A 25,015-nucleotide genomic window follows, 5' to 3' on the forward strand; every position below is an offset into this window, starting at 1 on the left:
GCCAGGAGCTGCCCAAGAATGAAAAACGGGGCCGTAGGGCCCCGTTTTTTATTGCTCGCTATAGCTAAGGAGTGGGACAGTTGGTAATCGTGCCCTGCCACCTTTTGGGAGCTGAAACGTGAAATTCGGACTTTTGTTCGCCTATCAAAATCCGCCCGGCGGCGGCATTCCCTGGCAGGAGCCTTATGGCGATATGCTGGCTTGCCTGCCGCGCGCCGAAGCGCTCGGCTATAGCTCAGCGTTTCAGGCCTCGCATCATGTGCAGAAAGACGGCTTCTGCCCGTCGCCGCTGATCGCCATGGCCGGCGCCGCAGCGGTGACCGAGCACATGCGCATTGGCACCAGCGTTCTCCTTGTGCCGCTTTACGCGCCGTTGAAATTGGCCGAAGACGTGGCGGTGCTCGACAATCTCTCGAATGGTCGCTTTGTGTTCGGCGTGGCGCCCGGCTATGTCAGCGAGGAGTTCGCCGCCCATGGCGTGCCGCGTGAAGAGCGCGTCGCCCGGTTCGAGGAAGCGCTCGATCTGATGACTGCCGCGTGGACCGGCGAGCCGTTCAATTTCGACGGCAAATATTACAAAGCGCCTGAGGCGCGGGTGACGCCGCCAACCGTGCAGCGCCCGCATCCGCCGATCTGGTACGGCGTCTCCGCCGCATCCTCCCTGCGCCGGGCGGTCAAGCGCCGCGCCATACAAATTATGTCGCCACGCCACGGCATCGCCGAATTGAAAGAACATTACGCCGCCTATGACGCCGCTGCTCAAGAGGCCGGGTGGCAACCGCCGGAGCGCCCAATTATCCGCCAGGTATTCATTGCTGAGAGCACTGCGAAAGCGGAAGAGCTGGCGGCGCCGGCGATCGATTATCTCTACCGTGAGCTTTACGGCGCCGCCTCGGCGGCTGGTGATCGCGTGCTGCGCGGCGATGACGGCCAGGTGGTTGAGCAAAGCGACACGGTCGCTTTCGAGGGCTTCAAGCGGCGCTACATTATCGGCGATCCGGACTTCGCCGTCACCGAGATCAAGAAGTATCAGGCCGAGCTAAACCCCAGTGAGATGATCTGCTGGATGCACATGCCGGGCATCAAGGGTGCCGATGCCGCCCATTCGATGGAGCTGTTCGCCAAGCATGTGATGCCGGAGTTTGCCTGAGAATTTCATGGAACGCCGCTTGTCCGCCATAGTTGCCGCCGATGTGGTCGGCTATACCCGCTTGATAGAGGCGGCAAAGACGGAGTATCTCGGTGAATTGCGCAAGGCCGGCCTGCCGGAAGCGTCGGATCAAATTTAATTCACGCGGCGGGAGGGCTGCACATTATGAAACATAGCAACGAACGAATTCTTACCACCCATACCGGCAGCCTGCCACGCACCCAGGCGCTGACCAAATTGCTGGTCGCGCGCGAGCAGCGTAAGGAATATGACCCGGCGGATATGACGCGCGAGGCGCGCACCGCGCTCGACATCGTGCTCGCCAAGCAACTCGGCGCCGGCATCGATATCGTCAATGACGGCGAAGTGCCGCGCATCGGCTTTTCCACTTATGTGACCGAGCGAATCTCGGGCTTCGGCGGCGAATCAGTGCGCAAACGCCCGACCGATATGGAAAAATTCCCCGAATATGCCGAATTCTTCATCCGCCAGATTGGCGCCACCGATGATTTGGCGAAGGTGTGGAACGCCCCCGAAGCGCTGGAAGAGCTGCATTATGACGATTCTCTGAGCGGTGCGCGCGGCGAATGCGCGCTCTTTGCCGAGGGGCTCGCCGCGTCAGCCGGCGGCTATGCAGAGACCTTCATGACGGCCGCGTCGCCGGGCATCGTCAGCACCACCTTGCTGCGTGGTAAGAACAACAAGGCCTATGCCAATGACCGCGATTATGTGCTCAGCATCGCCAAGGAATTGAAGAAGGAATATGACTATTTGGTCAGTCAGGGCCATGTCTTACAGCTCGATGCCCCAGACTTGGCGATGGAGCGGGTGATCATGTATGGCGACCGGCCGCTCGGCGAATTCCTCGAACGTGTCGAGCTGCATATTGAGGCGATGAACATTGCGCTTGCCGATGTGCCGCCGGATCGCGTGCGCCTCCATGTGTGCTGGGGCAATTGGCAGGGGCCACATCAGGACGACGTGCCGGTGAAGGATTTGCTGCCCATTCTCTATCAGGCCAAGGTCGGCGCGCTCAGCATTCCGCTCGGCAATCCGCGCCATGAGCATGAGTTCACGGCCTTCCGCGATTTGCCGTTGCCTGACAGCATGGTGCTGATCCCCGGCGTCATCGACGTCACCACCAACTATCTCGAACATCCGGAAGTGGTGGCCAACCGCATCTGCAACGTGGTCGATGCGGTGGGTGATAAGACGCGGGTGATTGCCGGCACGGATTGCGGCTTCGGTACGTTCGCCAGCTATGAGTTCGTCGCCAACGATGTCGCCTGGGCCAAGCTCGGCGCCCTGACCGACGGCGCCAAGATCGCCAGCGAAAGATTGTGGGGCTGAGCGAACGACGCGGTTTCGCCAGGTGACGAACCCCCGCGTCGTTGTCATCGGCGGCTCGCTCGGCGGCTTGCTGGCGGCCAATATGCTGTGGCGCGCCGGCTGCGACGTGACGGTGCATGAGCGTATCGGCGAGGAGCTGTCAGGGCGCGGCGCCGGCATCGCGGCGCATCCTGAAATGTTCGCCGCCTTCGACCAGGCCGGCGTCAACATGAATGACGCCATCGGCACCAGCGTCGAAGAACGTATCGTGCTGGCGCGCGATGGCTCGGTCATGGCGCGCCATCGCTTGCCGCAGATCATGTGCTCGTGGAGCAGCCTGTTGGCGTTGTTGCGCGCGGCTTTTCCGGCTGATCGCTATTTTCCCGGTATGGAATTTTCGCGGGCTGAGCAAACCGACGCCGGGGTGCGGGCGCTGTTTGCCAATAGCACGGTGATCGACGCGGATCTGTTGATTGGCGCCGACGGTATTTATTCCACGCTGCGCCGACAATATTGGCCGGATGCCAAGCCAGTCTATGCCGGCTATGTCGCCTGGCGCGGCATCGTGCCGGAGGCTGCGGTTTCACGTGAAACTCATGATGCGTTGTTTTCGCTCTACGCCTTCTGCCTGCCGTCCGGCGAGCATATGCTGGGCTATCCGATTACCGGCGAGGGCGGCGACGTGCGGCCTGGCCACCGGCGCTATAATATCGTCTGGTACCGCCGGGTAGAGGATAACGGTGCGCTGCGTCGCCTGATGACCGACGAAACGGGCAAGCATCATCCGTTCGGCATTCCGCCCGGTTTGATCCGCGGCGAAGCCGTGGCCGAGCTGCGCGCCGCGGCTGACGCCAATTTGGCGCCGCAGTTCCGCGAGATGGTGGAACTGATCGAGACGCCGTTTTTTCAAAGCGTGGTCGATATGGATGTGCCGGCGATGGTTTCAGGCCGCGCCCTGTTGCTTGGAGATGCGGCGTTTCTGGCGCGCCCGCATTGCGGCATGGGCGTGACCAAAGCGGCGGGCGATGCGGTGCTCCTGGCTGAGCTGCTGACGGTGTTCGCAGATGACATCAGCCACGCGCTCGAGGTGTACGACACCGAACGCTGCCGCTATGGCCGCTATCTCACCGCCCATTCGCAGCGTCTCGGCTCGCAGATGAAGCGGAGCTACGCCACTGAGGAAGAGCGCGCCGAGGCCGAATATTACCGCCGGCCCGAGACCTGCCTGCGCAATATTTCGCTACCGCCTGACCCGCCGTGACTCCAGGGCCTCACCGCCTTCGGCCTGACCACAATTAAATTCCGTGTATCGCCTTCGGCAGCGCGATATGTTATCTCTGAGCTAGAAATAAATAGGGTAGGGACATGAGCGATCAGACTGTTCCCTTGATCGATATCGCGCCGTTTCTTAAGGGAGGCGCTTCGGACAAGGCGGCTGTGGCGGCAAAACTAGACAGCGCCTGCCGCGAGATCGGTTTTTTGGTGATCGAGGGGCATGGTGTGTCACCGCAATTGATTGCCGACATGCAGGCGGTCAGCCACGAATATTTCGCCTTGCCCTATTGGGAGAAGATGGCGCATCAAATGCCGCCAGACCGCTACCGCGGCTACACGCCGCCGGGCGGCGAGACGTTGGCACTTAGCCTCGATGAAGAAACGCCGCCGGATTTGAAGGAATCCTATTCCTGCGGTCCGTTCGGCGTTGATTTTGACGAATATCATTTCGGCGCCAAAGGTGCGCGCCTGTTCGCGCCCAATATCTGGCCAGAACGCCCGCCCGCCATGCGGGCCTTGTGGGAAACATATTATGGCGAAATGGAGCGTTTGGCTGCGGACCTGATGCGCATTTTCGCCGTCGCTCTCGATCTGCCGGAGCGCTGGTTCCAGGACAAGATCAACAAGCAGATCGCTAATTTCAGCGTCATTCACTATCCCGGCCAGGACGACGCGCCTAAATCCGGGCAGCTACGCGGTGGCGCCCACACCGATTATGGCAGCCTCACCATCGTCCAAACCGACACCGATGTTGGCGGGCTGGAAGTGCTGCGCCGCGACGGCGGCTGGTCTCCGGTGCCTTGGATCGACGGCACATTTGCCGTCAATCTCGGCGATTTGATGTCGGAATGGACCAATGATATCTGGGTGTCAACGCTGCACCGCGTTGCCAATCCGCCGCGCGAAAAAGCGCATATCAGCAAAACATCGCTGCTGTTTTTCCATCAACCCAATTATGACGCAGTGGTCGAGTGTATTCCGACCTGTTGCAGCACCGAGCGTCCCGCCAGATATGACCGCACCACATCGGGCGAGCATGTCACCATGAAGGTGATGAAGCACCGCCAGCAAACGCTGGAAGATGCGGCCGAGTAGGACGGCCTATATCCAGCGCCGCGTGCGCTGCTTAAAGGCGCGGTATTCCTCGCCGAATTTGGCTTCGAGGAAAGGCTCCTCGCGGGCGATCACGCCCCAGCGGATGATTTGCTGAAACACTGCCGCGGCGGCGATTAGCCAGATATTGTCGAGAGTCACGGCGAGGCCGACGATCAGCAGCAGCATCGAGAGATAGATTGGATTGCGGGTCAGGCGATAGACGCCGCTGGTGACCAACGCCTGTGGCGTGCGGTATGTCGGCACCGGCGTCTTGGCTTTGCGAAACAGCCGGAAGGCGCTCGCAACCAGCAGCACGGAGCCGGCGATAATCGGTCCGCCGGCGACGTACTGCCAGGGTGCGGGGATGATCTCGACCGGCCAGATCTGGCCGACCACCACGCCGAGCACCGCCAGCGCCAATCCGATGACGGGTGGCGGCGCGATGGCGCCGGAGGAATCACTTTTTTGATCTGCCATGCGAGATGATCCTATGGTTTGGCGGCCAAGGCTATTCCTTTAGCGATGGCCGAAGCTGTCGAGCTTGCCTTGTTGTTCGACGTTGAGCGTGGCGTGAAACTGCTCGAACGCCGGACGCAGCGTGCGGACGGCAGTGAGGCCGGATTCCATTTGGATTTCAGCGCGCGCCAATAATCCGCCCACGCCCTGGGTCTCGGCGCTGTTCTCGATCGCAGCGCAGCTCGCGCGCATCGTGGTTTCGCTGTGTCGCCAGACGGAGGCGAGGTCGTCCCATGCCGCTAACTGGGCGCCGTCGAGATCAAGCTCGGATTTGAGATGGCCCGATAGGCGATCAAAATGCGCGCCTTGGTCTGACGAACAGAAATGCATCATGCCACCTGACATGCTGCCCGCCATGTGATGCCCGCCGTGCGCCCAGGCCGAATGGTGGCTCACTTTAAGCCCTACAAAAGTCAGCGCTAACGCCACTGCGGCGACGCCGCCGCCGATGAATAAGGTCCTGCGTCTCATCTTCATGCTCCCTTGTTAGGTTTGAAACAAAAGTGACAAGTTTGTTGTCATAATGACAATATAGGTGCCTATTATTGCTTTTCAAGGGGCGGCACGATACGGTTCGGGCGATGGCCAAGCATGACGCAAAGAGCGCTGATAGGGTGCCCTCGACACCCGAGGGGCGCGCCCTTATGGAATTGATGTGGGGGCTGGCGCAGGCATTTTTCAAGATGCGCGCTGCCGGCAAGGAGATCACCGCACCCGCCGCCGGCGGCGCAACCATCGGCGCGGTCACCCCTACGGGCGCTGGAGTGTACGGCTTGTTGCGCTCGCTGGTGGAGAACGGGCCGCAGACCGTGCCGGCGCTCGCCCGTGTGCGCCCGGTGGCGCGCCAGCATATTCAGCGCATGGCCAACGAGATGGTGGCGCTCGGGCTGGTCGAATTTATTGCCAATCCGGCGCATAAACGCTCGCGCCTGCTGGCGGTCACGCTGGCGGGCGAGGAGTTTTACGCCGGGTTGAGCACGAGCTTCGAGGAAATGGCGGAACGGCTGGCGGCAGATATGGATCTCGGCGATCTCGAAACGACTGTGGCGACTCTCCGCACTCTCGCGCGCAAGTTCACCTGCAAGGAAGATGGCTAGCCCGTAGCATGGCTTTCGCGGCAGCGCGCACGGGCGTATGTTGAGCGCCGACGTATGCGCAGCCCACACGAACAAACTGGAGATGACATGTCCTTCCCAGAATATGGCGACCTCGACGGCATCGGTCTGACTGAACTTGTCAGCAAGAAGGAAATTACGCCGAGCGAGATCATGGAAGAAGCGATCCGGCGCGCCGAGGCGCTCAATCCGGAGCTCAATTTTCTAACCAATGACGCGTTCCATGTGGGTCGGCATATGGCCGCCGATCCAGCGCTGCCGGACGGCCCCTTCAAGGGCGTGCCGTGGCTGATCAAGGAGCTAGCGACGGCCTGGGAAGGTCAGCCGATGACCAATGGCTGCCCATATATGAAGGATTTGGTGGCGCCGTTCGATTCACACACGGTAACGCTCACCAAGGCGGCGGGGTTTACGCTGCTGGGCAAAAGCAACGTGCCGGAGCTTGGCTGGGCGCTGGCCTGCGAGCCGAGGCTGTTCGGTACTGTGCGCAGCCCGTGGGATACATCGCGCACACCGGGCGGCTCTTCGGGCGGTGCGGCGGCGGCGGTAGCGGCACGCGTGTTGCCGATTGCCGAAGCCAGCGACGGCGGCGGCTCGATCCGGGTGCCGGCTTCGCACTCGGGATTGGTCGGCCTCAAACCATCGCGCGGCAGAGTATCCGGCGCGCCGGCGGCGGTTGATTTCTGGTATGGCGGCGCGGTCTTCCTGTGCCTGTCGCGGAGCGTGCGCGACACGGCCCAATATCTTGACGTGGTCAACGGCTCGCTGCCCGGCGAGCCCTATACCGCGCCCAAGCCGGCGGTGCCGTTTCTCACCGAGGCCGGTACGTCGCCCGGCAAGCTCAAAATTGCCATGGTCGCGGAATCGCCCGACGGCTGCACACCGATCGACGGCGACGTGGCCAAGGCGTTGCAGGCGACGGGAAAACTGCTGGAGGAGCTTGGCCATACGGTGGAAGCGCAGCCAATTCCTTATGATTTTTGGCCGCTGATGGACGCTTATATGCGGATCACCGCAGTGCAAACGGCGGGCTGGATCGATGCCATGGGCGCCCTTGTCGGCCGCCCGCCTAAAGATGGTGAATTGGCGCCGCTTTACGTGAGCATGGTGGAACAAGGCCGCAGCATCTCCGGCGTCGAGCATTCCAACGATGTCGAGAGAATGCGGATGATGTGCCGCGATATGGCAGGAAAAATGGCGGCCTACGATACCTGGCTCATGCCGTCGATCCCGGTGCCGGCGCGCAAACATGGCTATTACGACATGTCGCTCGACGTCGAAACCTACAACCGCACCAAAATGTTGCCCGATTGCCCTTTCACGGCGCCGATGAACGCCTCAGGCCAGCCGGCAATTTCGCTGCCGTTGCATACCACCGCCAGCGGCCTGCCGATCGGCATGCAATTTGTCGGCCGCGACTTGGGCGAAGCGATGCTGTTGCGCCTCGCCGGGCAGCTCGAACAGGCGCTGCCGTGGAAGGACCGCAAACCGGCGATGGTGGATTAACCCGCCCAACGCCACCGCGCGTTTACGCGTCGGACGGCGCCAACCCGCTAGCCTAACCGCTGGCTTGTTCTGCTGCGCAAATTACGGCATATCAGAGCCATGAAGATAACGATGTATCAGGTTGATGCCTTCGCCGACGCGGTGTTCAAGGGAAATCCGGCGGCGGTATGCCCGCTCGATGCCTGGCTCGACGATGATCTCCTGCAGGCCATCGCCGGCGAGAACAATCTGTCGGAGACCGCTTACCTGGTGGCCAAGGGCGATGCCTATGAGCTGCGCTGGTTCACCCCCGTGGCGGAGGTCGATCTCTGCGGTCACGCCACCTTGGCGTCGGCGCATGTGGTGTTCGAGCATATTGAGCGCGACGCCGGCGCGGTGAATTTCGACACCAGGAGTGGCCGGCTTTCAGTGGCGCGCGGCGCCGGCGGGTTGTTGGCGATGGATTTTCCGTCGCAGCCCGGCAGCAAATTGGCTGTGAGCGAAGACATCATTCAGGCGCTTGGCGCTGAGCCAAGTTTTCTCTATGGCGGGGCGGATTTCATGGCGGTGTTTGAGCGCCAATGCCAGATCGCCGCCATCGCGCCCGATTTTAACGCGCTTAAGAGGCTTGAGCGCCGTGGCGTCATCATCACCGCGGCAGGCGACGATGTCGATTTCGTCTCGCGCTTCTTCGCGCCGAAACACGACATTCCTGAGGACCCGGTGACCGGCTCGGCGCATTGCATGTTGACGCCCTATTGGGCGGGTCGTCTTGGCAAAACGGAGATGCGGGCGCGTCAGATATCGGCGCGCGGCGGCGACCTTACATGCGTGTTGAACGGCGAGCGAGTCGGTATCTCCGGGCGCGCCAGCGAATATATGAAGGCCGAAATTACCGTTTAGGCCCAGCGATTACTGCTTGATCGCGCCAAAAGTAAACCCCCGGCTGAGATGCCGCTGAATGGCAATTCCGAGAACCAGCGGCGGCAGCGCGGCGAGGACCGCGAGGGCGACCTGTACATGTGGGCTCGCGACCTTGTCGGCGATCTGCACCGGGATGGTGACATAGCGCCCGGCCGCCAGCGCTAGGGCAATCGCCCCCTCGCTCCAATTTAGAATGAAGATGAACAATATCGTCGCCGCCAAGCCGCCGCGCATCAGCGGCAGCGTCACCCGAAAATGCGCATGCCAGCGCGACAGGCCGTCCATCATCGCCGCATCTTCAAGCTCGCGCGGCGTCTGGTCGATGAAACTTTTCAGCATCCAGGTCGATAGCGGCACGGTGTAGGCGATGTAAACCAGCGTTAGCAGGACCGGCGTGAATGTGGCGCCGATGGTGGTGCCGAGAATGGCAAACGGCACCGCCACGGCGATTGGCGGCACCATGCGGAAGGAGAGAATCTGCAATGCCATGAAGTTTCCGCCGATGCGGTAGCGCGAGATGGCGAGGGCCGCGAGCAAGCCGATGGCAACCGAGAAAAAGGTGGCAGTGACGGCGATGATGGTCGAGGAAAGCATGGCGCGCCAAGACGAGCTTTGCGGCCAGCCCATCAAATTTACATAGTCGAAGAAGACGTCGTGGTAATTGTCGAGCGTGGGATTAGACGTCACCCAAATTGCCGGATTGGCGGAATATTCGACCCATGGCATGAAGGATTTCGACAGCAGCCAAAGAATCGGGAAAATGGCAAATACCAGTGCCGCCGCAAGGCCGAGGCGACTGAGCGGCGACAACCGCCGCGCTTCATTCAACATGATTTGGCCAACATGATTTGGACGAAGCCACCATGGCGGCTGACAATAGAGAAGTTGTGGCCCGCCTCATATCAATTATCGGCCGCACATCCTGCCCCTTCCAGCCTGCCCTGTGTTCATGCGATATTGCGCGAGGTTGAAAACAGAAAAGGATCGGCGACATGGTGGAACGGATCGACGCCAGCCCGGAATACATCGAGAGCGAGCGGGTCGGGCGCTACAAGGAGCTGAAGCTGAGCACTCGGGCCTTCGTCGACGCTCTGATACCCGGCTATGAGCGTGATATTTACAGTATTATCGGGCGCGGTGTGGTCGAGGACAAAGACCTCATCCCGCCGATCATCGACAACCGCGATTTCAATGTCGGCATCATCCGCTGCGATCCCGGCAAGGGCTCGTCGCGTCATATCCATGCGACGATCGAGTGTTTCTTTATTCTGAGTGGCACCTGGTCCATCGATTGGCAAAATTCCGACGGCACGGTGTATGAGGCGATTCTTACCCAGTACGACACGGTCTCGGTTCCGATTGGTCTCAGCCGCGGCTTCAAGAATGTCGGCGAAGAGAGCGCGATGATGCTGGCGATTATCGGCGGCACCGATCCGGGCAAGGTGCTGTGGCCACAGGAAACCATCGACCAGGCGAAGAAACTCGGCATCGAATTCGATGTGACCGGCGATCTCGTCTATCGCGGCGACGACGCGGAGTCGCCCTAGAAGCAGGTTGCGGCCAGCCCAACCTCACGCCGTCAGAAACTATGTTAGGCATTGAAATTAAACAATAATAATAGTTTGGTCGCAAATATTCATAGATTCTTAAAATGAACATGCTAGCATTTTGAGATTATGAGCCTTTCAGCGAGTGACTTCGAAAAGCAGCTCAACGACTTCCGCCTCACCACGGCGGAAATCCTCTACCACATGCCCGACGCCTACCATCTGCTGCAAACATTCGTTTGGCAGAAGCTCGACAAGGCGCCGGAGTTTCCCGCCCTGCATGATTTTCTCGAATATTGGGAACGCAATCTGGACGGCAAGCTGCATTCCGTGCGGATCGCCCATTCGCGCGTGATTCACCCCGGTGAGGTGCGCAAGGTCGACGGCGAATTCCGCCTGCACTGACTTTTATCCGAGAGACGAAATTTATCCCATCCGGCGTTTGACCGGCCGGCTAATTTCGCGCACATAAGGCCTTCAATTTTTCGTATCGGAGCGACCGAAGGAGGGCGTGTGGAGAATATTGCGGATCAGCTGGCTGCCGAACTGGGCCAGCCCGGCCTGGTGCTGAGCGAGCCTGAGGAAGTCGCGGCCTATACCACTGACTGGACGCGCAAATTTAGCGGCACGGCACCCTGTGTGCTGCGCCCGCACAACACCGAAGAAGTCGCTGCGTGCGTGCGCGCCTGCCGCAAGCTTGGCCTGGCGCTGGTGCCGCAAGGCGGCAATACCGGGCTGGTCGGCGGCTCCGTGCCGCGTGCCGGTGAAGTGGTGCTCAGCCTGTCACGCTTGAACGCGATTGAATCTTTCGATGCCGCCTCTGCCACCGTCCAGGTGGAAGCCGGCGTGGTGCTGCAGGCGTTGCATGAAGATTTGGCGGCGCGCGGCCATGTGCTGCCGGTTGATCTCGGCGCGCGCGGCACCTGTCAGATCGGCGGCATGATCGCGACCAACGCCGGCGGCATCAAAGTGCTGCGCTATGGCCATATGCGCGAGCAGGTGTTGGGCCTTGAAGTGGTGCTGGCCGACGGCACCATTCTCTGCAATCTCAATAGCCTGAAGAAGAACAATACCGGCCTCGATCTCAAGCATGTGTTTATCGGTTCGGAAGGCATGTTGGGCATTATTACCCGCGCCGTGCTGCAGGTCCGACCGGCGCCGCACGCGGTGCAGACGGCGTTGCTGGCATTGGATACGCGCGATCGTCTCCCCGAACTGCTAACTATGGTGCGCGAGCGGCTGCGCGGACTGTCATCGCTTGAGATCATCACCCGCGATTCGATTGCGCTCTATAAGGAAGTTGAGCCCGCGGCGCGTGATCCGTTCGACAAGGCCTATCCGGCTTGCGTTATCGTCGAGGAAGAAACCGGCGCCGGCGAGAATGAGCGCGACGCCTTTTTGGAGCGCTTGGCGGGCGTGATTGAAAGTGGCCTTGCCGTCGATGCCGTGGTGGCCGACAGCTATGCCCAAGCGCAACACATTTGGCGCCTGCGCGACGGCGTGACCGAGGCGATCAGCCGCGCTGGGCTTACGCATAAATTCGACGTCACGGTGCCGCCCGGCGCGCTACCTGGTTTCCTCGACCGGATGGAGCAATTGGGCGAGGAGACGGGCGATTTACGCGTTCTGCTGTTTGGCCATCTCGGCGATGGCAACGTGCATGTCAACATGATCCAAAAGCCGGGACTGTCGACGGAGGCGTTTTACGCCAAGGGCCCGGCACTGGCAGAGAGCATTTATTCCCATGTCGCTGAACTCAAGGGCAGCATCAGTGCCGAACACGGTATCGGCATTGCTAAGCGCGCCTATCTGCATTATTCGCGTACGGCGGAGGAAATTGACCTCATGCGCGGCATGAAACGGTTGTTGGACCCGGCCGGATTGCTCAATCCGGGTGTCTTGTTCGAAAACCCCTAGATTCGGCACATCCCCCAGGCACCGCACATCCGCCAAACTCCATACGACAAAGCATAAAAAAAGAGGCCGCCCGAAGGCGACCTCTTGATTTCGAAGGCGGTTGGCTTGGGATTACATTCCCATGCCACCCATGCCGCCCATGCCGCCCATGTCGGGGGCTCCGCCGCCGGCCGCGCCTTTCGGCTCCGGACGTTCGGCGATCATCGCTTCCGTGGTGATCATCAGACCAGCCACCGAAGCCGCGTCCTGAAGCGCAGTGCGCACGACCTTCGCGGGATCAATGATGCCCGATTTGATCATGTCGCAATATTGTTCCTTCTGCGCATCGAAGCCCCAGGTGTTGCTCTTCTGCTCGAGAAGTTTGCCGATCACCAGCGACCCGTCGACACCGGCATTCTCGACAATCAGACGCGCCGGGGTGCGGAGCGCTTTACGGATCACTTCGACGCCGACATCCTGATCGGCATTCTCGCCCTTCAGATTATCAAGCGCCTTGATGGCATACAGGAGCGCCATGCCGCCGCCCGGGACGATGCCTTCTTCGACAGCAGCGCGGGTGGAATTGAGCGCGTCCTCGACCAGGTCCTTGCTCTCTTTCACTTCGATCTCGGTGGCTCCGCCGACCTTGATCACGGCAACGCCGCCGGCCAGCTTGGCCAACCGCTCTTGCAGTTTTTCACGATCATAATCGGATGAGGTTTCTTCGATCTGAGCACGGATCTGGTTGCAGCGTCCGGCGATGTCGGCTTTCTTGCCAGCGCCGCTAACAATCGTGGTCTCTTCTTTGGTGATGTTGACGCGCTTGGCGGTGCCGAGCATGTCCAACGTGACGTTCTCGAGCTTGATGCCGAGATCTTCACTAATCACTTCACCACCGGTCAGGGTAGCGATGTCTTCGAGCATCGCTTTGCGGCGATCGCCGAAGCCCGGCGCCTTGACGGCGGAGACCTTGAGGCCACCACGCAGTTTGTTGACCACCAGTGTGGCAAGGGCTTCACCCTCAACTTCTTCGGCGATGATCAGCAGCGGACGGCTGGACTGAACGACGGCCTCGAGGAGCGGGATCATGGCCTGCATGTTCGAGAGTTTCTTCTCGTGCAGGAGAATATAAGGATTCTCCAGATCACAGGTCATCTTGTCGGCATTGGTGATGAAATAGGGCGACTGATACCCACGGTCGAATTGCATGCCCTCGACAACTTCAAGCTCGGTCTCCAGGCCTTTGGCCTCTTCAACCGTGATAACGCCTTCTTTGCCGACTTTCTCCATGGCTTGGGAGATCATTTGGCCAACATGGGCGGCGCCATTGGCTGAAATCGTACCAACTTGGCCAATTTCTTCACTGGTTTTGACCGGCTTGGAACGCTTCTTAATGTCGGCGACGACGGCTTTCACCGCGAGTTCGATGCCGCGCTTGAGGTCCATCGGGTTCATCCCAGCGGCGACCGACTTATGGCCTTCGCGCACGATGCACGCGGCCAAGACCGTGGCTGTCGTGGTGCCGTCTCCGGCTTCGTCATTGGTCTTGCTGGCGACTTCGCGGATGAGCTGAGCGCCCATATTCTCGAATTTGTCGCTGAGCTCGATTTCCTTGGCGACGGTTACGCCATCCTTGGTGATGCGCGGTGCGCCGAAGGATTTGTCGAGCACTACATTGCGGCCTTTGGGCCCAAGTGTCACCCCGACCGCGTTGGCCAGGATATCGACGCCGCGCAGCATGCGCGTGCGAGCATCGGAGGAAAAAATTACTTCTTTAGCAGCCATGTTACTTGCTTCCTTACTTTGTTTCGTTGCACCGAAGCGCTTGAACCTGCGCTATCGGCCTGTGGTCCTGAGCGCGGGCCAATTGGTTTTGAAGATGTCGGCTTTGCGGATAAGCGCTTGGCCTACGCGGCCTTCTTCTTGGCTGCGGCCTTGCCTTCCAGCACCGCCATGATGTCGGATTCTTTCATGATCAACAGCTCTTCGCCATCGATCGAGACTTCATTGCCTGACCATTTGCCAAACAAAACGCGGTCACCCGCCTTCACGTCCAGCGCATAAACTTTACCGTCCGTGCCGCGTGCGCCGGGGCCGACGGAAATGATTTCACCTTCTTGGGGCTTCTCTTGTGCCGAATCCGGAATGATGATGCCGCCGGCTGTCTTCTCGTTCTCGCTAATACGGCGAACAACGACCCTGTCATGCAGTGGCCGAAATTTCATAGTACCCTCCAATTGCTGCGTTCTGTGATGAATAACCGAATGTTCGAGCCTTGTTAGCACTCGTTGAGGGCGAGTGCTAGCATCGATTTGGGCAGTGATTCAAGTGTTTCAAGGGGCCGCAGTCGCGATTTCTCGCCGACTGCCGCAGACATAAGAAATAAGCTGTTGATCTGGAACGACTTATATCGAAATTCTAAGCTTTATTTCGAGCCGGCGGACGGTCGCGGCGCGGTGAACTAAGGGTTTATTTCCGGCCGGTTAGCCACCAGGTTTGCATCTCGCCCCGGCCCTTGACCGAGACCATGCCGCGCGGCTCCAGGACAAAATCTTCCCTTAATCTTTCGTGCGCCGCGTCGCTCACTTGAATTTTCCCGGCCTCGCCCAGGCTTTCCATGCGGCTCGCGACATTTACCGTGTCGCCCCACATGTCGTACAGAAAGCGGCTCTCGCCAATCACTCCGGCGATCAACGGGCCGCAATGGAAGCCGACGCGAATGGCCAAATTGCCGCCGTCAGGGAGCGCTATTCGCGGCGCCGCGCGTTGCAGGTCGAGAGCGAAATCCGCGATCGCCTCGGCATGATCGGCGCGTGGCTCGGGCAATCCGGCGGCGACGAGATAGGCGTCTCCGACGGTCTTGATCTTTTCCAGCCCGTGCTTTTTTACCAGCGCGTCGAAAGCGGCGAACGTGCGCTCCAACAGGCCCAGCACTTCTTCAGGTTGGAGTTTTGCTGACAGGCTGGTGAAGCCGACAATATCGGTGAACAGCACGCTCGCCTCGTCAAAGCGGTCGGAAATATGCTGCTCGCCGCCGCGCATGCGCTCGGCGATGGAGGCCGGCAAGATGCGCACCAACAAGTCGTGATAGCGCGTTCTCTCGGTGTCGATTTGGTTGAGGTTTAAATATTCCTGCCGGCGCAAGCGCTCCAGGCGGTAAAGCGTGAACATGCCGAGGCTATTCACCGCCATCAACTCGCCGGCCAGAATGATCAGCTCGACCAGGGTTAGCAGCTCCAAGCCGGCGATAAGGCCGAGAAGGAGCGCCGTGCCGGACCAACCGAGCAAGACTGCCTCGGCGTAGCGCAATGGCGCGATCGCGTAGACGCCAAAAAATAGCATGACGACGCCGGAAACATAGAGCGGCGGAGCGTGCGCGACTTCACAAAAAAAGGCATAAAAAATTACGTAAGAAAATGTCGCCGTGAAAAATAAGAGAGCGGAGCGCTGTGCCAGATGGGGGACGAAAGTGAACGCCAGGAGCGCGACCAACACCGCATTCGCCATCCCGAGGCGTAGTAATAGGAGATGTATCAAAATCTCCGGGTACAGCCAGACATCGACCACGGCAAAGGAACTGTTGACGGCGATGAACAGAAACAGCGTGGCCCGCGTATCGCGCAGCTCGACCGCCGCGCGAGAGGCGCGAAAGCCCACTTCTTCCGCCCGATCGCGTAAATTCGGGATGAATTTCCCGATAAGTGCGGTGTTGAGTGAGGTCTGTTTCTGCAAGCTATTCTGCCCCGAACATGTGCCGGCCAATTCGCGCGCCGCCCAACCGCAAGGGACGGGCGGGCGCTAGCTGTTCAGTGAACTGGCCCACTCCAGCAGCAGCGCGCGGCCTTCTTCTGCCATCAATTGTTGATGTGCCATCGCGCGCTCGGCGACCGGCTTGCCGACCTCGCGGCGCAAGCGGCTGGGGTCGCTGCCGAACAGGCTGGGATCCTCGGCGGAAGCGGCATAATAGAGCTTGGAAATACCGGCGAGGTACATGACGCTGGTGCACATCGGGCAGGGCTCGCAGCTCGTATAAAGTTCGGCGCCGGACAAATCCAGGGTCTTGAGGCGGCGGCAGGCGTCGCGAATGGCTTCGACCTCGCCATGCGCCGTCGGGTCGTGATCGCGGTCCATGGAGTTGCAGCCCTCGCCGATGACCTCGCCGTTCCTCAGGATCACACAGCCGAACGGCCGGCCCTCGCCGGAGAGCATCATTTGCCGCCCCAGCTCGATCGCACGGCGCATCGCTTCATCGCTGTTCATCATCGCCTCCCACTTGCGTTCCGGTCTCTGGATCGGCGGCTAAATTTGCTCGACGGCGCCGCCGCTCTCCGCCCATCCGCTGAAGCCGCCGAGGTTGCGGACATCGGTATAGCCATTTTCCAGCAGGATTTTGCCCGCCAGCGCCGCACGTCCGCCCGAGGCGCAATAGAGCAGGATTACCTTGTCCTTGTTCACAACCGTGGCAAATATATTTACGAATTGATCGAGTGGGACATGAAGCGCGCCGGCAATTTTGCCGCTTTGCGCCACCTCGCCGTCATTGCGCACATCGACCACCACAGCGTCGCCGGCAGCCATCAGTTTGGCGGCCTCTTCCGGCGCGATGGCGGGCACCATGCTCTTTGCCTCGGCCACCATTTCCATCATCGATTGATCCATTTTTATTCCTTCCCGCTGAGAACTGATTTCACGTCACGATAGCTTTTTTTCGGTGGTTTGAATTCACTTTTTGGATGCACGGCAATTCGCCAGGTTTCTAGCGTCAGCGCAGGGCCGAAATATCCCGTAACGCCACGGTGCATTAATACATTTGCTTTACGATGGGTGTTACCAAGGCTGCGTTGCGCATGTGCCGCTACCGTTCTCGGCGCGCCGGCAATCTCAGCGCCAGGGGAGTATCTGTTGATCATCCAACCCGTCAGAGGGGGTTTCGCCGAGGCCGCGAGGCAGCGCGAACACGCGCGAAACTATGACAAGAAACGCCAGCTCCGGATCAAATCGGGCCAGCGTGAGGGGCGCTCCAGCAATTGGTCGCAAGGCGGCTTTTTGTCGAGCGGATTGGACGATTACCATGCCAACGATCATGTCGAAGGCACCATGCAAGGGCCGGATGGCAGGCCGGTGGCATTCGCCGGCAGGGTTGTCCGCGTGCATGAAGACGGCATGCGTGCGGTTCAACTGGTCGGCCTTGATAGTGCCACGCTGTTGGCCATGCAGGGCGTCGACGATGATGATCCGTCGCCGCTTCCTAGCGCTTCCAAGGAAGCTGGTTCTTCGGCAAATAGCGGATCAAACGGTCGCAATTCAACAATGCAGAGCGTCGCCGATGGTTATCAGTCGCCGCTTCCTAGCGCTTCCAATCGAGCTCGTTCTTCGGCAAATAAAGTATGAGGCGGTAGCAATCGAGAGCCTTGACCATGAATTCATAGGCCGCGCCCCATAGATACAGGCGGAATTTGCGGTACTCGATTTCGCCGAAATTCTCGCAAATGAAATCCTTGCTCTCTTCCAAATTCATCGCCCATTGGCGGAAAGTCAGAAAATAGCTGTGTCGGTCGTTCTGCACTTCGAGGATCTCGAACGGCGACCGATTGAGCTTTTCCATGAAGTCGTGCAGCACGAAAAACGAATGATTGCCGGGATAGATATGGCGCACCATGAATGTTGAAAGTTCATATTTCTTACGCGCCGCGCTGGCATCAACAAATACCAGCCCGCCGGGCTTGAGCACGCTTTCGAATTTTTTCAGCACCGCTTCGTAATTGGGCAGATGTTCGATCACGCCCATGATCACGATGGCGTCGAATTTTTGCTTGGGCTTGTAGGATAAAATATCCACGAAATCGATCTGGAAATGATCGGCAAACTCACCAAGAAATTCGTTGAGATAGGTTTGCGATTCGGCTGAGATGGTGACGCCGGTGAGCTCGACGCCCTCGCGTAGCGCATGACGGGCAAAAGCACCCCAGCCAGGGCCGATCTCAAGTACGGTCTTGCGCGGGCCGAGCTCGCACATGTCCATGACGTATTTGAACTTGCGCTCGGTCGCTACCGCAAGCGTTTCATCGTCGCTTTCATAGGTGCCCTGGGTGTAGGCCGGCATCTCTTTATCGAGAAAGCTCAGGAACATTCTTGGATCGGCATCATAATGCGACGAGATCGCTTGGCGATTGGTATAGACTTGGCCGAACAATAGCGGCTGGATGAAGCGCCATGCTGCGACCATCGGGTGGCGGTCATCCATCGAGCCGCGCAGCGAGAACATCTCCAGCAAATCGCCATTGATATCGAAATCGCCTTGCAGATAGGCCTCGCCGATATTGGCTTCGTCGAGCGAGCCCATGGCTTTTACGGCGCGCTGGTTGTTGAGGACGATCTCAAATTTCGGCTCGCCATTGCCCAGCACGCGCTCCGAGCCGTCAGGCATCTTGAGCATGAAGCTCGATTCCATGTCCTTCAGGCGATTGGCGAATTTGTCGATCATACCGCTAGCTGATATTCCAAGCACCCTCTAACTCCTTCAATTATAGTGTCTTTCCGCTGCCCGGCTTAGACGGCAAACGACGACAAAACGGCGGCCCAAACGCCCAGCCAGCGACTCAATTTGTGGCAGGCCGCGCGAAGCTAGCATGTCCTCCGCGCCGATTGAAATGCCGGAAAATGCAAAAGCTGGCGACGGCACCCGAAATAGCGACAAATTTCATTTTTTGTCGAGTTTATCCGGCGCGCTGGACATCGCGGTGTCGGCGCTCCAGGCTGCCGCGCGATGACAAGGCTCTCAACCGGATTGATGCTGGCACTTGCGCTTTTGCTCGCGCTGCCCTCCAGCGTGGGAGCGGCGCGCCAATGCGCCGGGCCGGGGATCAACTATCAGCCCGAGGCCTACAGCGCCGCGGATCGGCTGAGCGTCATCGCCTATAACACCTATCTGTTGCCAATCAGCGCCCGCGATATTCCCTTCATGGGGGATAAATTCGCGGTTGCTCAGGAGGAGCGGGCAGCGCTGATCGCGCCTTTTCTCAGTCCGTTCGATGTTGCCATCCTGAGCGAAGTTTATGACGATGATGCGCGCCGCGTACTTCTTGAAGGACTGCGCGCCGAGGGGTTTCTTTACAGCACGCATATTCTCGCCAGCGCTTACCGCGACCAGGATTCCGACAGCACCAATCGCGTTCATGCCCAAGACCCGCCGATCCGCGCTTGCGCCAAAGGTGAAAGCTGCGGCTTCGGCGCGGCCGGTGAGGGCGATAGCTTCGTCGATCAGGACGGCGGCGTCATCATTGTTGCCAAATATCCGATCACCGAGGCTAAGGAACTGGTTTACGGCGATTGTGACGGTCGCGATTGCCATGCCGCCAAGGGGTTCGTCTATGCGGCAATCGAAAAATTTGGGCGGCGCTATCACGTGATTGGGACGCATGCACAATTCGGTTGGAATTCCGAGCAAAGTGCAGCGAAGCGGAAACAGTTCGGGCAGATCCGCGAGTTTGCCACGCGCAGCTCCGGCATTCCCCAATCTGAACCGATCATCGTCGGCGGCGATTTCAACATGCTGCGCCGGGAATTCGCTGAGCTGGAAGATGATTCCCTGCTCGGCGCCATCGCACCGAATTTTCTCGGCCACCGCTATACGCGAGAGATGCGCAATGATTGGGTGAGGCGCGGCAACGGCTATGTCGATTATGTCTTCGCGCTACGCGGCTTTCGCGCCCCGGCCTACAGCAGCAATTGCCCGCTGGTGTTCCGCACGCGTTTTGACTTTGAAGACGGCACGCTGTTTTCCAGCGTCAGTGGCGAAGACCTTTGCGATCTCTCCGACCATTTTTCCGTCTGGGGCTATTTCGATTTCAGCGATACGCCGACCGACGCACCGAGCGACGCTCTGGCCGCCAGCGCGCCACACTGCCCGCTACCGGAATTGTCCGAGTAAGCGGGGCTGGGGCGCCTGGCGGGAAGCCGATTTTGGCGGGCTCGCTTAGCCCAATACGGCCTTGGTGCTCTCCGCCATGATTTCGACGATGCGGTCGAGGGGGGCGTCGTTGGTGACGATGGGCGGCGCGATGTAATAGGCGTCACCGCGCACGCGGCTGAACATGCCGCGATCCATGGTTTCGGCGTTGACCTTGGCGCCGATGCCGTCGGCGGCATCGAACACTTTTTTGGTCGCCCGGTCTTTAACGAATTCCACCGCGCACATCATGCTGAGGCCACGAACTTCGCCGACATTCGGGTGATCGCCGAGCGCGGATTTGAGATTGGCCAAAAGCCGCGCGCCTCTTCGTCTGCGGCGGCATGGCGATATCGGTGCTGCTATCTGTTTCTGAAATTCGTGATCGATGTTCTGGTGGCGGGCGAAGAGTTCGGCGAAAGGGCCTCATGAAAACATGGTCTGGCTGGTAATCTTCGTTATCGCGCTGATTGTTTTTGTGGTGGAGTGCACACTTGCGAAACATACTGCCGTGCTGAAGCAAGAATAGCGGGGTCGGAGCGTGGATTTCCGGCGCATCGTGAGGTCAGTAAAAACAACGAAGGGGAGTCTGGCGCCATGACCGAACAATCGACCGGTGGTACAGCTCGACAAGTACGGGTTTGGGATATTTTCGTCCGCTTTTTTCACTGGATTTTGGTCGCGGCCTATTTCATCGCCTATCTGACCGAAGATGACTTGATGGTCGTGCATGCCTGGGCGGGATATGTGGTCGGTGGGCTGATCGTGCTGCGGATCGGGTGGGGATTTATTGGCCCGCGCCACGCGCGCTTTAGTGATTTTGTCACTGGGCCGAAGGTTGCCGGGCGCTACCTGTTGCAACTTTTCACCTTTCGCGCGCCGCGCCATCTCGGCCATAGTCCGGCCGGTGGTCTTATGGTCCTCCTGATGTTGGCCAGCCTGCTGGTTGCGGTCGGGACCGGCCTTGCCGCTTACGGTGCTGAAAACCGAGGCCCGCTAGCGCCGCTATTCGGCGAAAGTGGCAGCGCCCAGGGGGAGCATACGGGGGAAGGGGAGGACGAGGACGAAGAAGAGGAATTTTGGGAAGAGCTGCATGAAACTTTCGCCAATCTGACGCTCATCCTCATCATTGCCCATGTTGGCGGGGTCGCGCTTGCGAGCCTCGTGCATCGTGAAAATCTCGCCAAATCAATGGTTACGGGCCGCAAACGGGAGTAGTACCGCAAACGAGAAAAGCGCCAAAGAAAATTGCAAACGTCTCAACAGCAATATTTCTGCCGCATCTCGAGCCGCAATTCGCCGCCGGGCACGCGCCAAACTACCCGGCGGACGATCGCTGCCTAACCGCTAATTCAGCCCAGTACGGCCTTGGTGCTCTCCGCCATGATTTCGACGATGCGGTCGAGGGTGGCGTCGTTGGTGACGATGGGCGGTGCGATGTAATAGGCGTCACCGCGCACGCGGCTGAACATGCCGCGATCCATGGTTTCGGCGTTGACCTTGGCGCCGATGCCGTCGGCGGCATCGAACACTTCTTTGGTCGCCCGGTCTTTAACGAACTCCACCGCGCACATCATGCCGAGGCCACGGACTTCGCCGACATTCGGATGATCACCGAGCGCGGACTTGAGGTTGGCCAAAAGCCGCGCGCCTTTCTCTGCTGCCTGGGCCGGGAAATCCTCTTTCTCGATCAGGTCAAGCATGGCGCAGGCGATGGCGCAGCCGGTCGGATGGGCGCTGTAGGTATAGGCGTGCATCCAGGGCTTGCCGCTTTCGTTCATGGTGTTGGCGATTTCATCGCTGACGCCGATGCCGCCGAGCGGGAAGTAGCCCGAGGTGATGGCCTTGGCAAACTGCATCAGATCGGGCTTCACGCCCCAATGTTCGAGGCCGAACATCTTGCCGGTGCGCCCGAATCCGGTGATCACTTCATCGGATACCAGCAGAACGTCATATTTGTCGCAAATTTCGCGAATACGCGGGAAATAATCATCCTGTGGCACGATCACGCCGCCCGCGCCCTGCACCGGCTCAGCGATGAACATCGCCACCGTATCGGCGCCCTCTTCGAGAATGGCTTTCTCCAACTCATTCGCCGCCGCGATGCCTTGGCTCTCGGCGCCGTCTGGGGCTTCATAGAAATAGGGATAGGGGCTCGGAATATGCCTGAAGCCCGGGAATCTCGGCTCGAACGCCGGCCAATACATGCTGATGCCGGTGGCGCACATCGCGGCCATTGTCACGCCGTGATAGCCGAGGATGCGCGAGATTACTTTGGTCTTTTCGGGCTTGCCCTTCAGCTTCCAGTAATAGCGCGCCATCTTGATATTGCTGTCCGTCGCTTCGCCGCCGCCGGAGGTGAAAAAGAACTGATTGATGTTGGGATAGGTGATTTTGGCGATCTTCTCGCCCAGTTCGATCGCGCGCGGATTGGAACTGCCGGCATAACCCGAGGCATAGGCCATCTCCGCCAACTGCTTGCTGCCGGCTTCAACCAATTCGCTGCGCCCGTTGCCGGCGGTGTTGTTCCACAGGCCGGACAACCCATCGATGAATTTATCGCCATTCGCATCCACCAAATAGGCGCCCTCGCCGCCGACCCAAACCTTGCCGGTCGCGTGGACCGCCTTGCTGTGCAGCGGGTGGATCAGATGTTGCGCATCGCGCTCGAGCAAATCAGCTTCGGCATTGTTGGACATGGACTTATTCCCCTTTATTTGTGCGGCTTTGCCGCCATACTTGATGGTCGATTTTGCTGGCCGGGAGTGTGCGTCGCCACGCGGTAAAAGATCAAGAGGAAGTGTGCCGCATCGGCTTTTTTTAGGTTAGGTTCACTCCATGTTAGGGTCACGCAATGAATGAGAATTCCGCAAGCCTGATCGGCCCGATCGGCGTCGCCGGATGTGGGCGGATGGGCGCGCCGATGGCGCGCGCCCTGATCCGCGCCGGATTTGATGTCGCTGGATTGGATGTCCTGCCCGCCGCATCATTCGGCGATCTCGCGCCGCGGATGACCGATGCCGAAGGATTCGCCGCCGGTCGGCGTATCATATTGAGCGTGGTGCGCGATGCGGCGCAGACCGAGCAACTGCTATTCGATGATCAAGCGCTGATCACACGGCGGCCGTCGGCTATCGACACGGTGCTGATCTGCTCGACCCTGTCGCCGCGCTATATCGCGGAACTGCGCAGCCGCATTCCGGCGGAGATTGCGCTGATCGATGCGCCGATGTCGGGCGCCAGCGTCTCGGCCGAGGAGGCGCGCTTGAGTTTCATGCTCGGCGGCGACGAAAAATTGATCGACCATTTGCAGCCGCTGTTTGCTGCGATGGGGGATAAGATTCACCGCTTGGGTCCACTCGGCGCGGGCATGACGGCCAAGGTGCTCAATAATTTTTGCGCCGCTAGCTCCGTCGCGGCAACTCGCACGGTGCTGCGCTGGGCGAAGACTCTCGGCGTCGATGAGGACCGGCTGTTGGCGGTGGTGAACGACAGCTCCGGCCAAAATTGGCTGGCGTCCAATTTCAACCGCATTGAATTCTCGCGCCACGGCTACACGCCGGAAAACACCCTCGGGATTCTCGCCAAGGATCTGGACAGCATGATGGACGCGCTGCCGCCAGAGGAGGCCGAGGGCCTCCCGACCGCCTTGATATCCCTGATTCGCGATTTGAAGCCGTGGCCGACCGGCTAGTCTTTAGCGATCCCCACATCAGCGATGATTTCGAACGAGCGCAGGCGCTTGTCGTGATCGAAAATATGCGACGTCACGATCAATTCATCGGCGCCCGTGCGTTCGGCGAATTCAGCGATGCCGGCGCGCACCGTTTCGGGTGAGCCCGCTGTCGAGCAGGAGAGGACTGAGTCCAGCACGTCTAACTCCTGCGCCGAGAGTGTCTGAGTGAAATTTTTGATGGGGGGCGGCAGCGGGCCGGGGTTGCCGCGCCGGAGGCTGAGGAAACTTTGCTGCGCGGAAGAGCGCAAAAAATCCGCCTCTTCTTCGCTATCAGCGGCGAAGGCGTTGAAGCCCACCATCACATAGGGCGCGGCCAATTGTTGCGACGGCTTGAATTCGGCACGGTAAATCTCGATCGCTTGCATCAGCGCGGCGGGGGCGAAATGCGATGCGAAGGCGTAGGGCAGGCCGAGCATTGCGGCGAGCTGGGCGCCGAACAGACTTGAGCCAAGTATCCAAATAGGCACATTGAGGCCGGCGCCCGGCACCGCCTGCACGAACTGGTCGGGTTGAACGGGCCCGAAATAATGCTGCAGCTCCAACACATCGCGCGGAAAATCATTGACGTCGCCTTGCAGCGTTCGGCGCAGTGCCTGGGCGGTGCGCTGGTCAGTGCCCGGTGCCCGCCCCAAGCCAAGTTCAATGCGTCCCGGATAGAGCGCTTCGAGCGTGCCGAACTGCTCGGCGATTACCAACGGCGCGTGGTTGGGCAGCATAATGCCGCCGGAGCCCACCCGGATCGTCGAGGTGCCGCCGGCAACATGGCCGATAACAACCGCCGTCGCGGCACTGGCGATGCCGGTCATGTTGTGATGCTCGGCCAGCCAAAAGCGGTTGAAACCCCAGGCCTCAGCATGACGCGCGAGATCGAGGGTATTGGCGAAGGCGCGCGAAGCGTCGCCGCCCTCGATGATGGGAGAAAGGTCGAGAACGGAGAGCGGAATCATGCGCGGCATACTGCGCGACCCTTGGCTCCGCGCCAAGCGGAAAGTGGTGCCG

27 protein-coding genes are annotated in these 25,015 nt (G+C 59.8%); 15 read left to right on the plus strand and 12 right to left on the minus strand.

What is annotated here, in order from left to right; translation table 11 throughout:
* Positions 1-118: 118 nt before the first annotated feature.
* The 5 genes from O3A94_01360 (at position 119) to O3A94_01380 (ending at position 4,849) form a co-directional block, all read left to right on the plus strand.
* Positions 119-1,150, plus strand: coding sequence for an LLM class flavin-dependent oxidoreductase (locus O3A94_01360; protein ID MDA1354897.1), 1,032 nt, complete (start codon positions 119-121; stop codon positions 1,148-1,150).
* 7 nt (positions 1,151-1,157) lie between these two features.
* A complete protein-coding gene (locus O3A94_01365; GenBank protein ID MDA1354898.1) occupies positions 1,158-1,289 on the plus strand; it encodes a hypothetical protein in 132 nt (43 codons plus the stop codon).
* Positions 1,290-1,315: 26 nt separating this feature from the next.
* Positions 1,316-2,500 carry a methionine synthase gene (locus tag O3A94_01370; GenBank protein MDA1354899.1) on the plus strand — a complete coding sequence of 395 codons (1,185 nt, stop codon included), beginning with the start codon at positions 1,316-1,318 and terminating at the stop codon, positions 2,498-2,500.
* 22 nt (positions 2,501-2,522) lie between these two features.
* Positions 2,523-3,740, plus strand: a complete 1,218-nt coding sequence (locus O3A94_01375) for an FAD binding domain-containing protein (protein MDA1354900.1) — start codon at positions 2,523-2,525, stop codon at positions 3,738-3,740.
* A gap of 104 nt (positions 3,741-3,844) precedes the next feature.
* On the plus strand, positions 3,845-4,849 hold the full coding sequence (locus O3A94_01380) for an isopenicillin N synthase family oxygenase (protein MDA1354901.1): 1,005 nt from the start codon (positions 3,845-3,847) through the stop codon (positions 4,847-4,849).
* Between the two features lie 6 nt (positions 4,850-4,855).
* Here O3A94_01380 and O3A94_01385 read toward each other — a convergent pair whose 3' ends face one another.
* Both O3A94_01385 and O3A94_01390 read right to left on the minus strand, forming a co-directional pair.
* The gene (locus O3A94_01385; GenBank protein ID MDA1354902.1) at positions 4,856-5,326 is read right to left on the minus strand and encodes an isoprenylcysteine carboxylmethyltransferase family protein; all 471 of its coding nucleotides are present in this window, start codon (positions 5,324-5,326) and stop codon (positions 4,856-4,858) included.
* A 39-nt stretch (positions 5,327-5,365) separates the two neighbouring features.
* On the minus strand, positions 5,366-5,836 hold the full coding sequence (locus O3A94_01390) for a Spy/CpxP family protein refolding chaperone (GenBank protein MDA1354903.1): 471 nt from the start codon (positions 5,834-5,836) through the stop codon (positions 5,366-5,368).
* A 110-nt stretch (positions 5,837-5,946) separates the two neighbouring features.
* Here O3A94_01390 and O3A94_01395 point away from each other — a divergent pair, with 110 nt between their 5' ends.
* The 3 genes from O3A94_01395 to O3A94_01405 all read left to right on the plus strand — a co-directional run bounded on the left by O3A94_01395 (position 5,947) and on the right by O3A94_01405 (position 8,868).
* Positions 5,947-6,462, plus strand: a complete 516-nt coding sequence (locus O3A94_01395; protein MDA1354904.1) for a MarR family transcriptional regulator — start codon at positions 5,947-5,949, stop codon at positions 6,460-6,462.
* 87 nt (positions 6,463-6,549) lie between these two features.
* Positions 6,550-7,986 (plus strand): amidase, encoded by a 1,437-nt coding sequence (locus tag O3A94_01400; protein ID MDA1354905.1) that lies wholly within the window; start codon positions 6,550-6,552, stop codon positions 7,984-7,986.
* Positions 7,987-8,085: 99 nt separating this feature from the next.
* Positions 8,086-8,868, plus strand: coding sequence for a PhzF family phenazine biosynthesis protein (locus O3A94_01405; protein MDA1354906.1), 783 nt, complete (start codon positions 8,086-8,088; stop codon positions 8,866-8,868).
* Positions 8,869-8,877: 9 nt separating this feature from the next.
* Here O3A94_01405 and O3A94_01410 read toward each other — a convergent pair whose 3' ends face one another.
* Positions 8,878-9,720 (minus strand): carbohydrate ABC transporter permease, encoded by an 843-nt coding sequence (locus O3A94_01410; protein MDA1354907.1) that lies wholly within the window; start codon positions 9,718-9,720, stop codon positions 8,878-8,880.
* Between the two features lie 161 nt (positions 9,721-9,881).
* On the opposite strand from O3A94_01410, the gene O3A94_01415 reads away from it, so the two are divergent.
* The 3 genes from O3A94_01415 to O3A94_01425 all read left to right on the plus strand — a co-directional run bounded on the left by O3A94_01415 (position 9,882) and on the right by O3A94_01425 (position 12,353).
* Positions 9,882-10,436, plus strand: coding sequence for a cupin domain-containing protein (locus O3A94_01415; protein MDA1354908.1), 555 nt, complete (start codon positions 9,882-9,884; stop codon positions 10,434-10,436).
* A 129-nt stretch (positions 10,437-10,565) separates the two neighbouring features.
* Positions 10,566-10,841 (plus strand): usg protein, encoded by a 276-nt coding sequence (locus O3A94_01420; GenBank protein ID MDA1354909.1) that lies wholly within the window; start codon positions 10,566-10,568, stop codon positions 10,839-10,841.
* Between the two features lie 108 nt (positions 10,842-10,949).
* Complete coding sequence (locus O3A94_01425; GenBank protein ID MDA1354910.1) at positions 10,950-12,353, plus strand: FAD-binding oxidoreductase; 1,404 nt, start codon at positions 10,950-10,952, stop codon at positions 12,351-12,353.
* A 111-nt stretch (positions 12,354-12,464) separates the two neighbouring features.
* Here O3A94_01425 and groL read toward each other — a convergent pair whose 3' ends face one another.
* The 5 genes from groL to O3A94_01450 all read right to left on the minus strand — a co-directional run bounded on the left by groL (position 12,465) and on the right by O3A94_01450 (position 16,991).
* Positions 12,465-14,117 (minus strand): chaperonin GroEL, encoded by a 1,653-nt coding sequence (groL, locus tag O3A94_01430; protein MDA1354911.1) that lies wholly within the window; start codon positions 14,115-14,117, stop codon positions 12,465-12,467.
* A 122-nt stretch (positions 14,118-14,239) separates the two neighbouring features.
* Entirely contained in the window at positions 14,240-14,557 is a 318-nt protein-coding gene (locus tag O3A94_01435) for a co-chaperone GroES (GenBank protein MDA1354912.1), read from the minus strand.
* A gap of 244 nt (positions 14,558-14,801) precedes the next feature.
* Positions 14,802-16,064: an adenylate/guanylate cyclase domain-containing protein gene (locus tag O3A94_01440; protein ID MDA1354913.1), complete on the minus strand. Its 1,263-nt coding sequence runs from the start codon at positions 16,062-16,064 to the stop codon at positions 14,802-14,804.
* Between the two features lie 66 nt (positions 16,065-16,130).
* On the minus strand, positions 16,131-16,595 hold the full coding sequence (locus tag O3A94_01445) for a nucleoside deaminase (GenBank protein ID MDA1354914.1): 465 nt from the start codon (positions 16,593-16,595) through the stop codon (positions 16,131-16,133).
* Between the two features lie 36 nt (positions 16,596-16,631).
* Positions 16,632-16,991 carry a rhodanese-like domain-containing protein gene (locus tag O3A94_01450; protein ID MDA1354915.1) on the minus strand — a complete coding sequence of 120 codons (360 nt, stop codon included), beginning with the start codon at positions 16,989-16,991 and terminating at the stop codon, positions 16,632-16,634.
* Between the two features lie 243 nt (positions 16,992-17,234).
* Here O3A94_01450 and O3A94_01455 point away from each other — a divergent pair, with 243 nt between their 5' ends.
* Positions 17,235-17,723: a PilZ domain-containing protein gene (locus O3A94_01455; protein ID MDA1354916.1), complete on the plus strand. Its 489-nt coding sequence runs from the start codon at positions 17,235-17,237 to the stop codon at positions 17,721-17,723.
* On the opposite strand, the gene O3A94_01460 is transcribed toward O3A94_01455, so the two are convergent.
* Entirely contained in the window at positions 17,680-18,840 is a 1,161-nt protein-coding gene (locus O3A94_01460) for a class I SAM-dependent methyltransferase (protein ID MDA1354917.1), read from the minus strand. The genes O3A94_01455 and O3A94_01460 overlap by 44 nt on opposite strands.
* A gap of 258 nt (positions 18,841-19,098) precedes the next feature.
* On the opposite strand from O3A94_01460, the gene O3A94_01465 reads away from it, so the two are divergent.
* A complete protein-coding gene (locus O3A94_01465; protein MDA1354918.1) occupies positions 19,099-20,262 on the plus strand; it encodes a sphingomyelin phosphodiesterase in 1,164 nt (387 codons plus the stop codon).
* Between the two features lie 45 nt (positions 20,263-20,307).
* Here the strand turns inward: O3A94_01465 and O3A94_01470 are convergent, their stop codons facing one another.
* Positions 20,308-20,595 carry a hypothetical protein gene (locus tag O3A94_01470; GenBank protein ID MDA1354919.1) on the minus strand — a complete coding sequence of 96 codons (288 nt, stop codon included), beginning with the start codon at positions 20,593-20,595 and terminating at the stop codon, positions 20,308-20,310.
* Positions 20,596-20,877: 282 nt separating this feature from the next.
* Between O3A94_01470 and O3A94_01475 the strand changes: the two genes are divergently transcribed.
* A complete protein-coding gene (locus O3A94_01475; GenBank protein ID MDA1354920.1) occupies positions 20,878-21,498 on the plus strand; it encodes a cytochrome b/b6 domain-containing protein in 621 nt (206 codons plus the stop codon).
* A gap of 134 nt (positions 21,499-21,632) precedes the next feature.
* Here the strand turns inward: O3A94_01475 and O3A94_01480 are convergent, their stop codons facing one another.
* Positions 21,633-22,979: an aspartate aminotransferase family protein gene (locus tag O3A94_01480; protein ID MDA1354921.1), complete on the minus strand. Its 1,347-nt coding sequence runs from the start codon at positions 22,977-22,979 to the stop codon at positions 21,633-21,635.
* 155 nt (positions 22,980-23,134) lie between these two features.
* Here O3A94_01480 and O3A94_01485 point away from each other — a divergent pair, with 155 nt between their 5' ends.
* Positions 23,135-23,974, plus strand: a complete 840-nt coding sequence (locus O3A94_01485; protein ID MDA1354922.1) for an NAD(P)-dependent oxidoreductase — start codon at positions 23,135-23,137, stop codon at positions 23,972-23,974.
* On the opposite strand, the gene O3A94_01490 is transcribed toward O3A94_01485, so the two are convergent.
* Positions 23,971-24,963: an LLM class flavin-dependent oxidoreductase gene (locus O3A94_01490; GenBank protein MDA1354923.1), complete on the minus strand. Its 993-nt coding sequence runs from the start codon at positions 24,961-24,963 to the stop codon at positions 23,971-23,973. The genes O3A94_01485 and O3A94_01490 overlap by 4 nt on opposite strands.
* Between the last annotated feature and the right edge of the window lie 52 nt (positions 24,964-25,015).

It is taken from the genome of Pseudomonadota bacterium (genome assembly GCA_027624955.1).
Lineage (GTDB): Bacteria > Pseudomonadota > Alphaproteobacteria > UBA828 > UBA828 > PTKB01.

What these genes read in the sequence shown, in the direction of transcription:
- O3A94_01410 (MDA1354907.1), bottom strand. Translation starts at nt 9,720, where the DNA reads ATGTTGAATGAAGCGCGGCGGTTGTCGCCGCTCAGTCGCCTCGGCCTT.
- O3A94_01435 (MDA1354912.1), bottom strand. Translation starts at nt 14,557, where the DNA reads ATGAAATTTCGGCCACTGCATGACAGGGTCGTTGTTCGCCGTATTAGC.
- O3A94_01385 (MDA1354902.1), bottom strand. Translation starts at nt 5,326, where the DNA reads ATGGCAGATCAAAAAAGTGATTCCTCCGGCGCCATCGCGCCGCCACCC.
- O3A94_01450 (MDA1354915.1), bottom strand. Translation starts at nt 16,991, where the DNA reads ATGGATCAATCGATGATGGAAATGGTGGCCGAGGCAAAGAGCATGGTG.
- O3A94_01400 (MDA1354905.1), top strand. Translation starts at nt 6,550, where the DNA reads ATGTCCTTCCCAGAATATGGCGACCTCGACGGCATCGGTCTGACTGAA.
- O3A94_01475 (MDA1354920.1), top strand. Translation starts at nt 20,878, where the DNA reads ATGACCGAACAATCGACCGGTGGTACAGCTCGACAAGTACGGGTTTGG.
- O3A94_01395 (MDA1354904.1), top strand. Translation starts at nt 5,947, where the DNA reads ATGGCCAAGCATGACGCAAAGAGCGCTGATAGGGTGCCCTCGACACCC.
- O3A94_01480 (MDA1354921.1), bottom strand. Translation starts at nt 22,979, where the DNA reads ATGTCCAACAATGCCGAAGCTGATTTGCTCGAGCGCGATGCGCAACAT.
- O3A94_01365 (MDA1354898.1), top strand. Translation starts at nt 1,158, where the DNA reads ATGGAACGCCGCTTGTCCGCCATAGTTGCCGCCGATGTGGTCGGCTAT.
- O3A94_01405 (MDA1354906.1), top strand. Translation starts at nt 8,086, where the DNA reads ATGAAGATAACGATGTATCAGGTTGATGCCTTCGCCGACGCGGTGTTC.
- O3A94_01485 (MDA1354922.1), top strand. Translation starts at nt 23,135, where the DNA reads ATGAATGAGAATTCCGCAAGCCTGATCGGCCCGATCGGCGTCGCCGGA.
- O3A94_01420 (MDA1354909.1), top strand. Translation starts at nt 10,566, where the DNA reads ATGAGCCTTTCAGCGAGTGACTTCGAAAAGCAGCTCAACGACTTCCGC.
- O3A94_01380 (MDA1354901.1), top strand. Translation starts at nt 3,845, where the DNA reads ATGAGCGATCAGACTGTTCCCTTGATCGATATCGCGCCGTTTCTTAAG.
- O3A94_01445 (MDA1354914.1), bottom strand. Translation starts at nt 16,595, where the DNA reads ATGATGAACAGCGATGAAGCGATGCGCCGTGCGATCGAGCTGGGGCGG.
- O3A94_01370 (MDA1354899.1), top strand. Translation starts at nt 1,316, where the DNA reads ATGAAACATAGCAACGAACGAATTCTTACCACCCATACCGGCAGCCTG.
- O3A94_01490 (MDA1354923.1), bottom strand. Translation starts at nt 24,963, where the DNA reads ATGATTCCGCTCTCCGTTCTCGACCTTTCTCCCATCATCGAGGGCGGC.
- O3A94_01390 (MDA1354903.1), bottom strand. Translation starts at nt 5,836, where the DNA reads ATGAGACGCAGGACCTTATTCATCGGCGGCGGCGTCGCCGCAGTGGCG.
- O3A94_01465 (MDA1354918.1), top strand. Translation starts at nt 19,099, where the DNA reads ATGACAAGGCTCTCAACCGGATTGATGCTGGCACTTGCGCTTTTGCTC.
- O3A94_01415 (MDA1354908.1), top strand. Translation starts at nt 9,882, where the DNA reads ATGGTGGAACGGATCGACGCCAGCCCGGAATACATCGAGAGCGAGCGG.
- groL (MDA1354911.1), bottom strand. Translation starts at nt 14,117, where the DNA reads ATGGCTGCTAAAGAAGTAATTTTTTCCTCCGATGCTCGCACGCGCATG.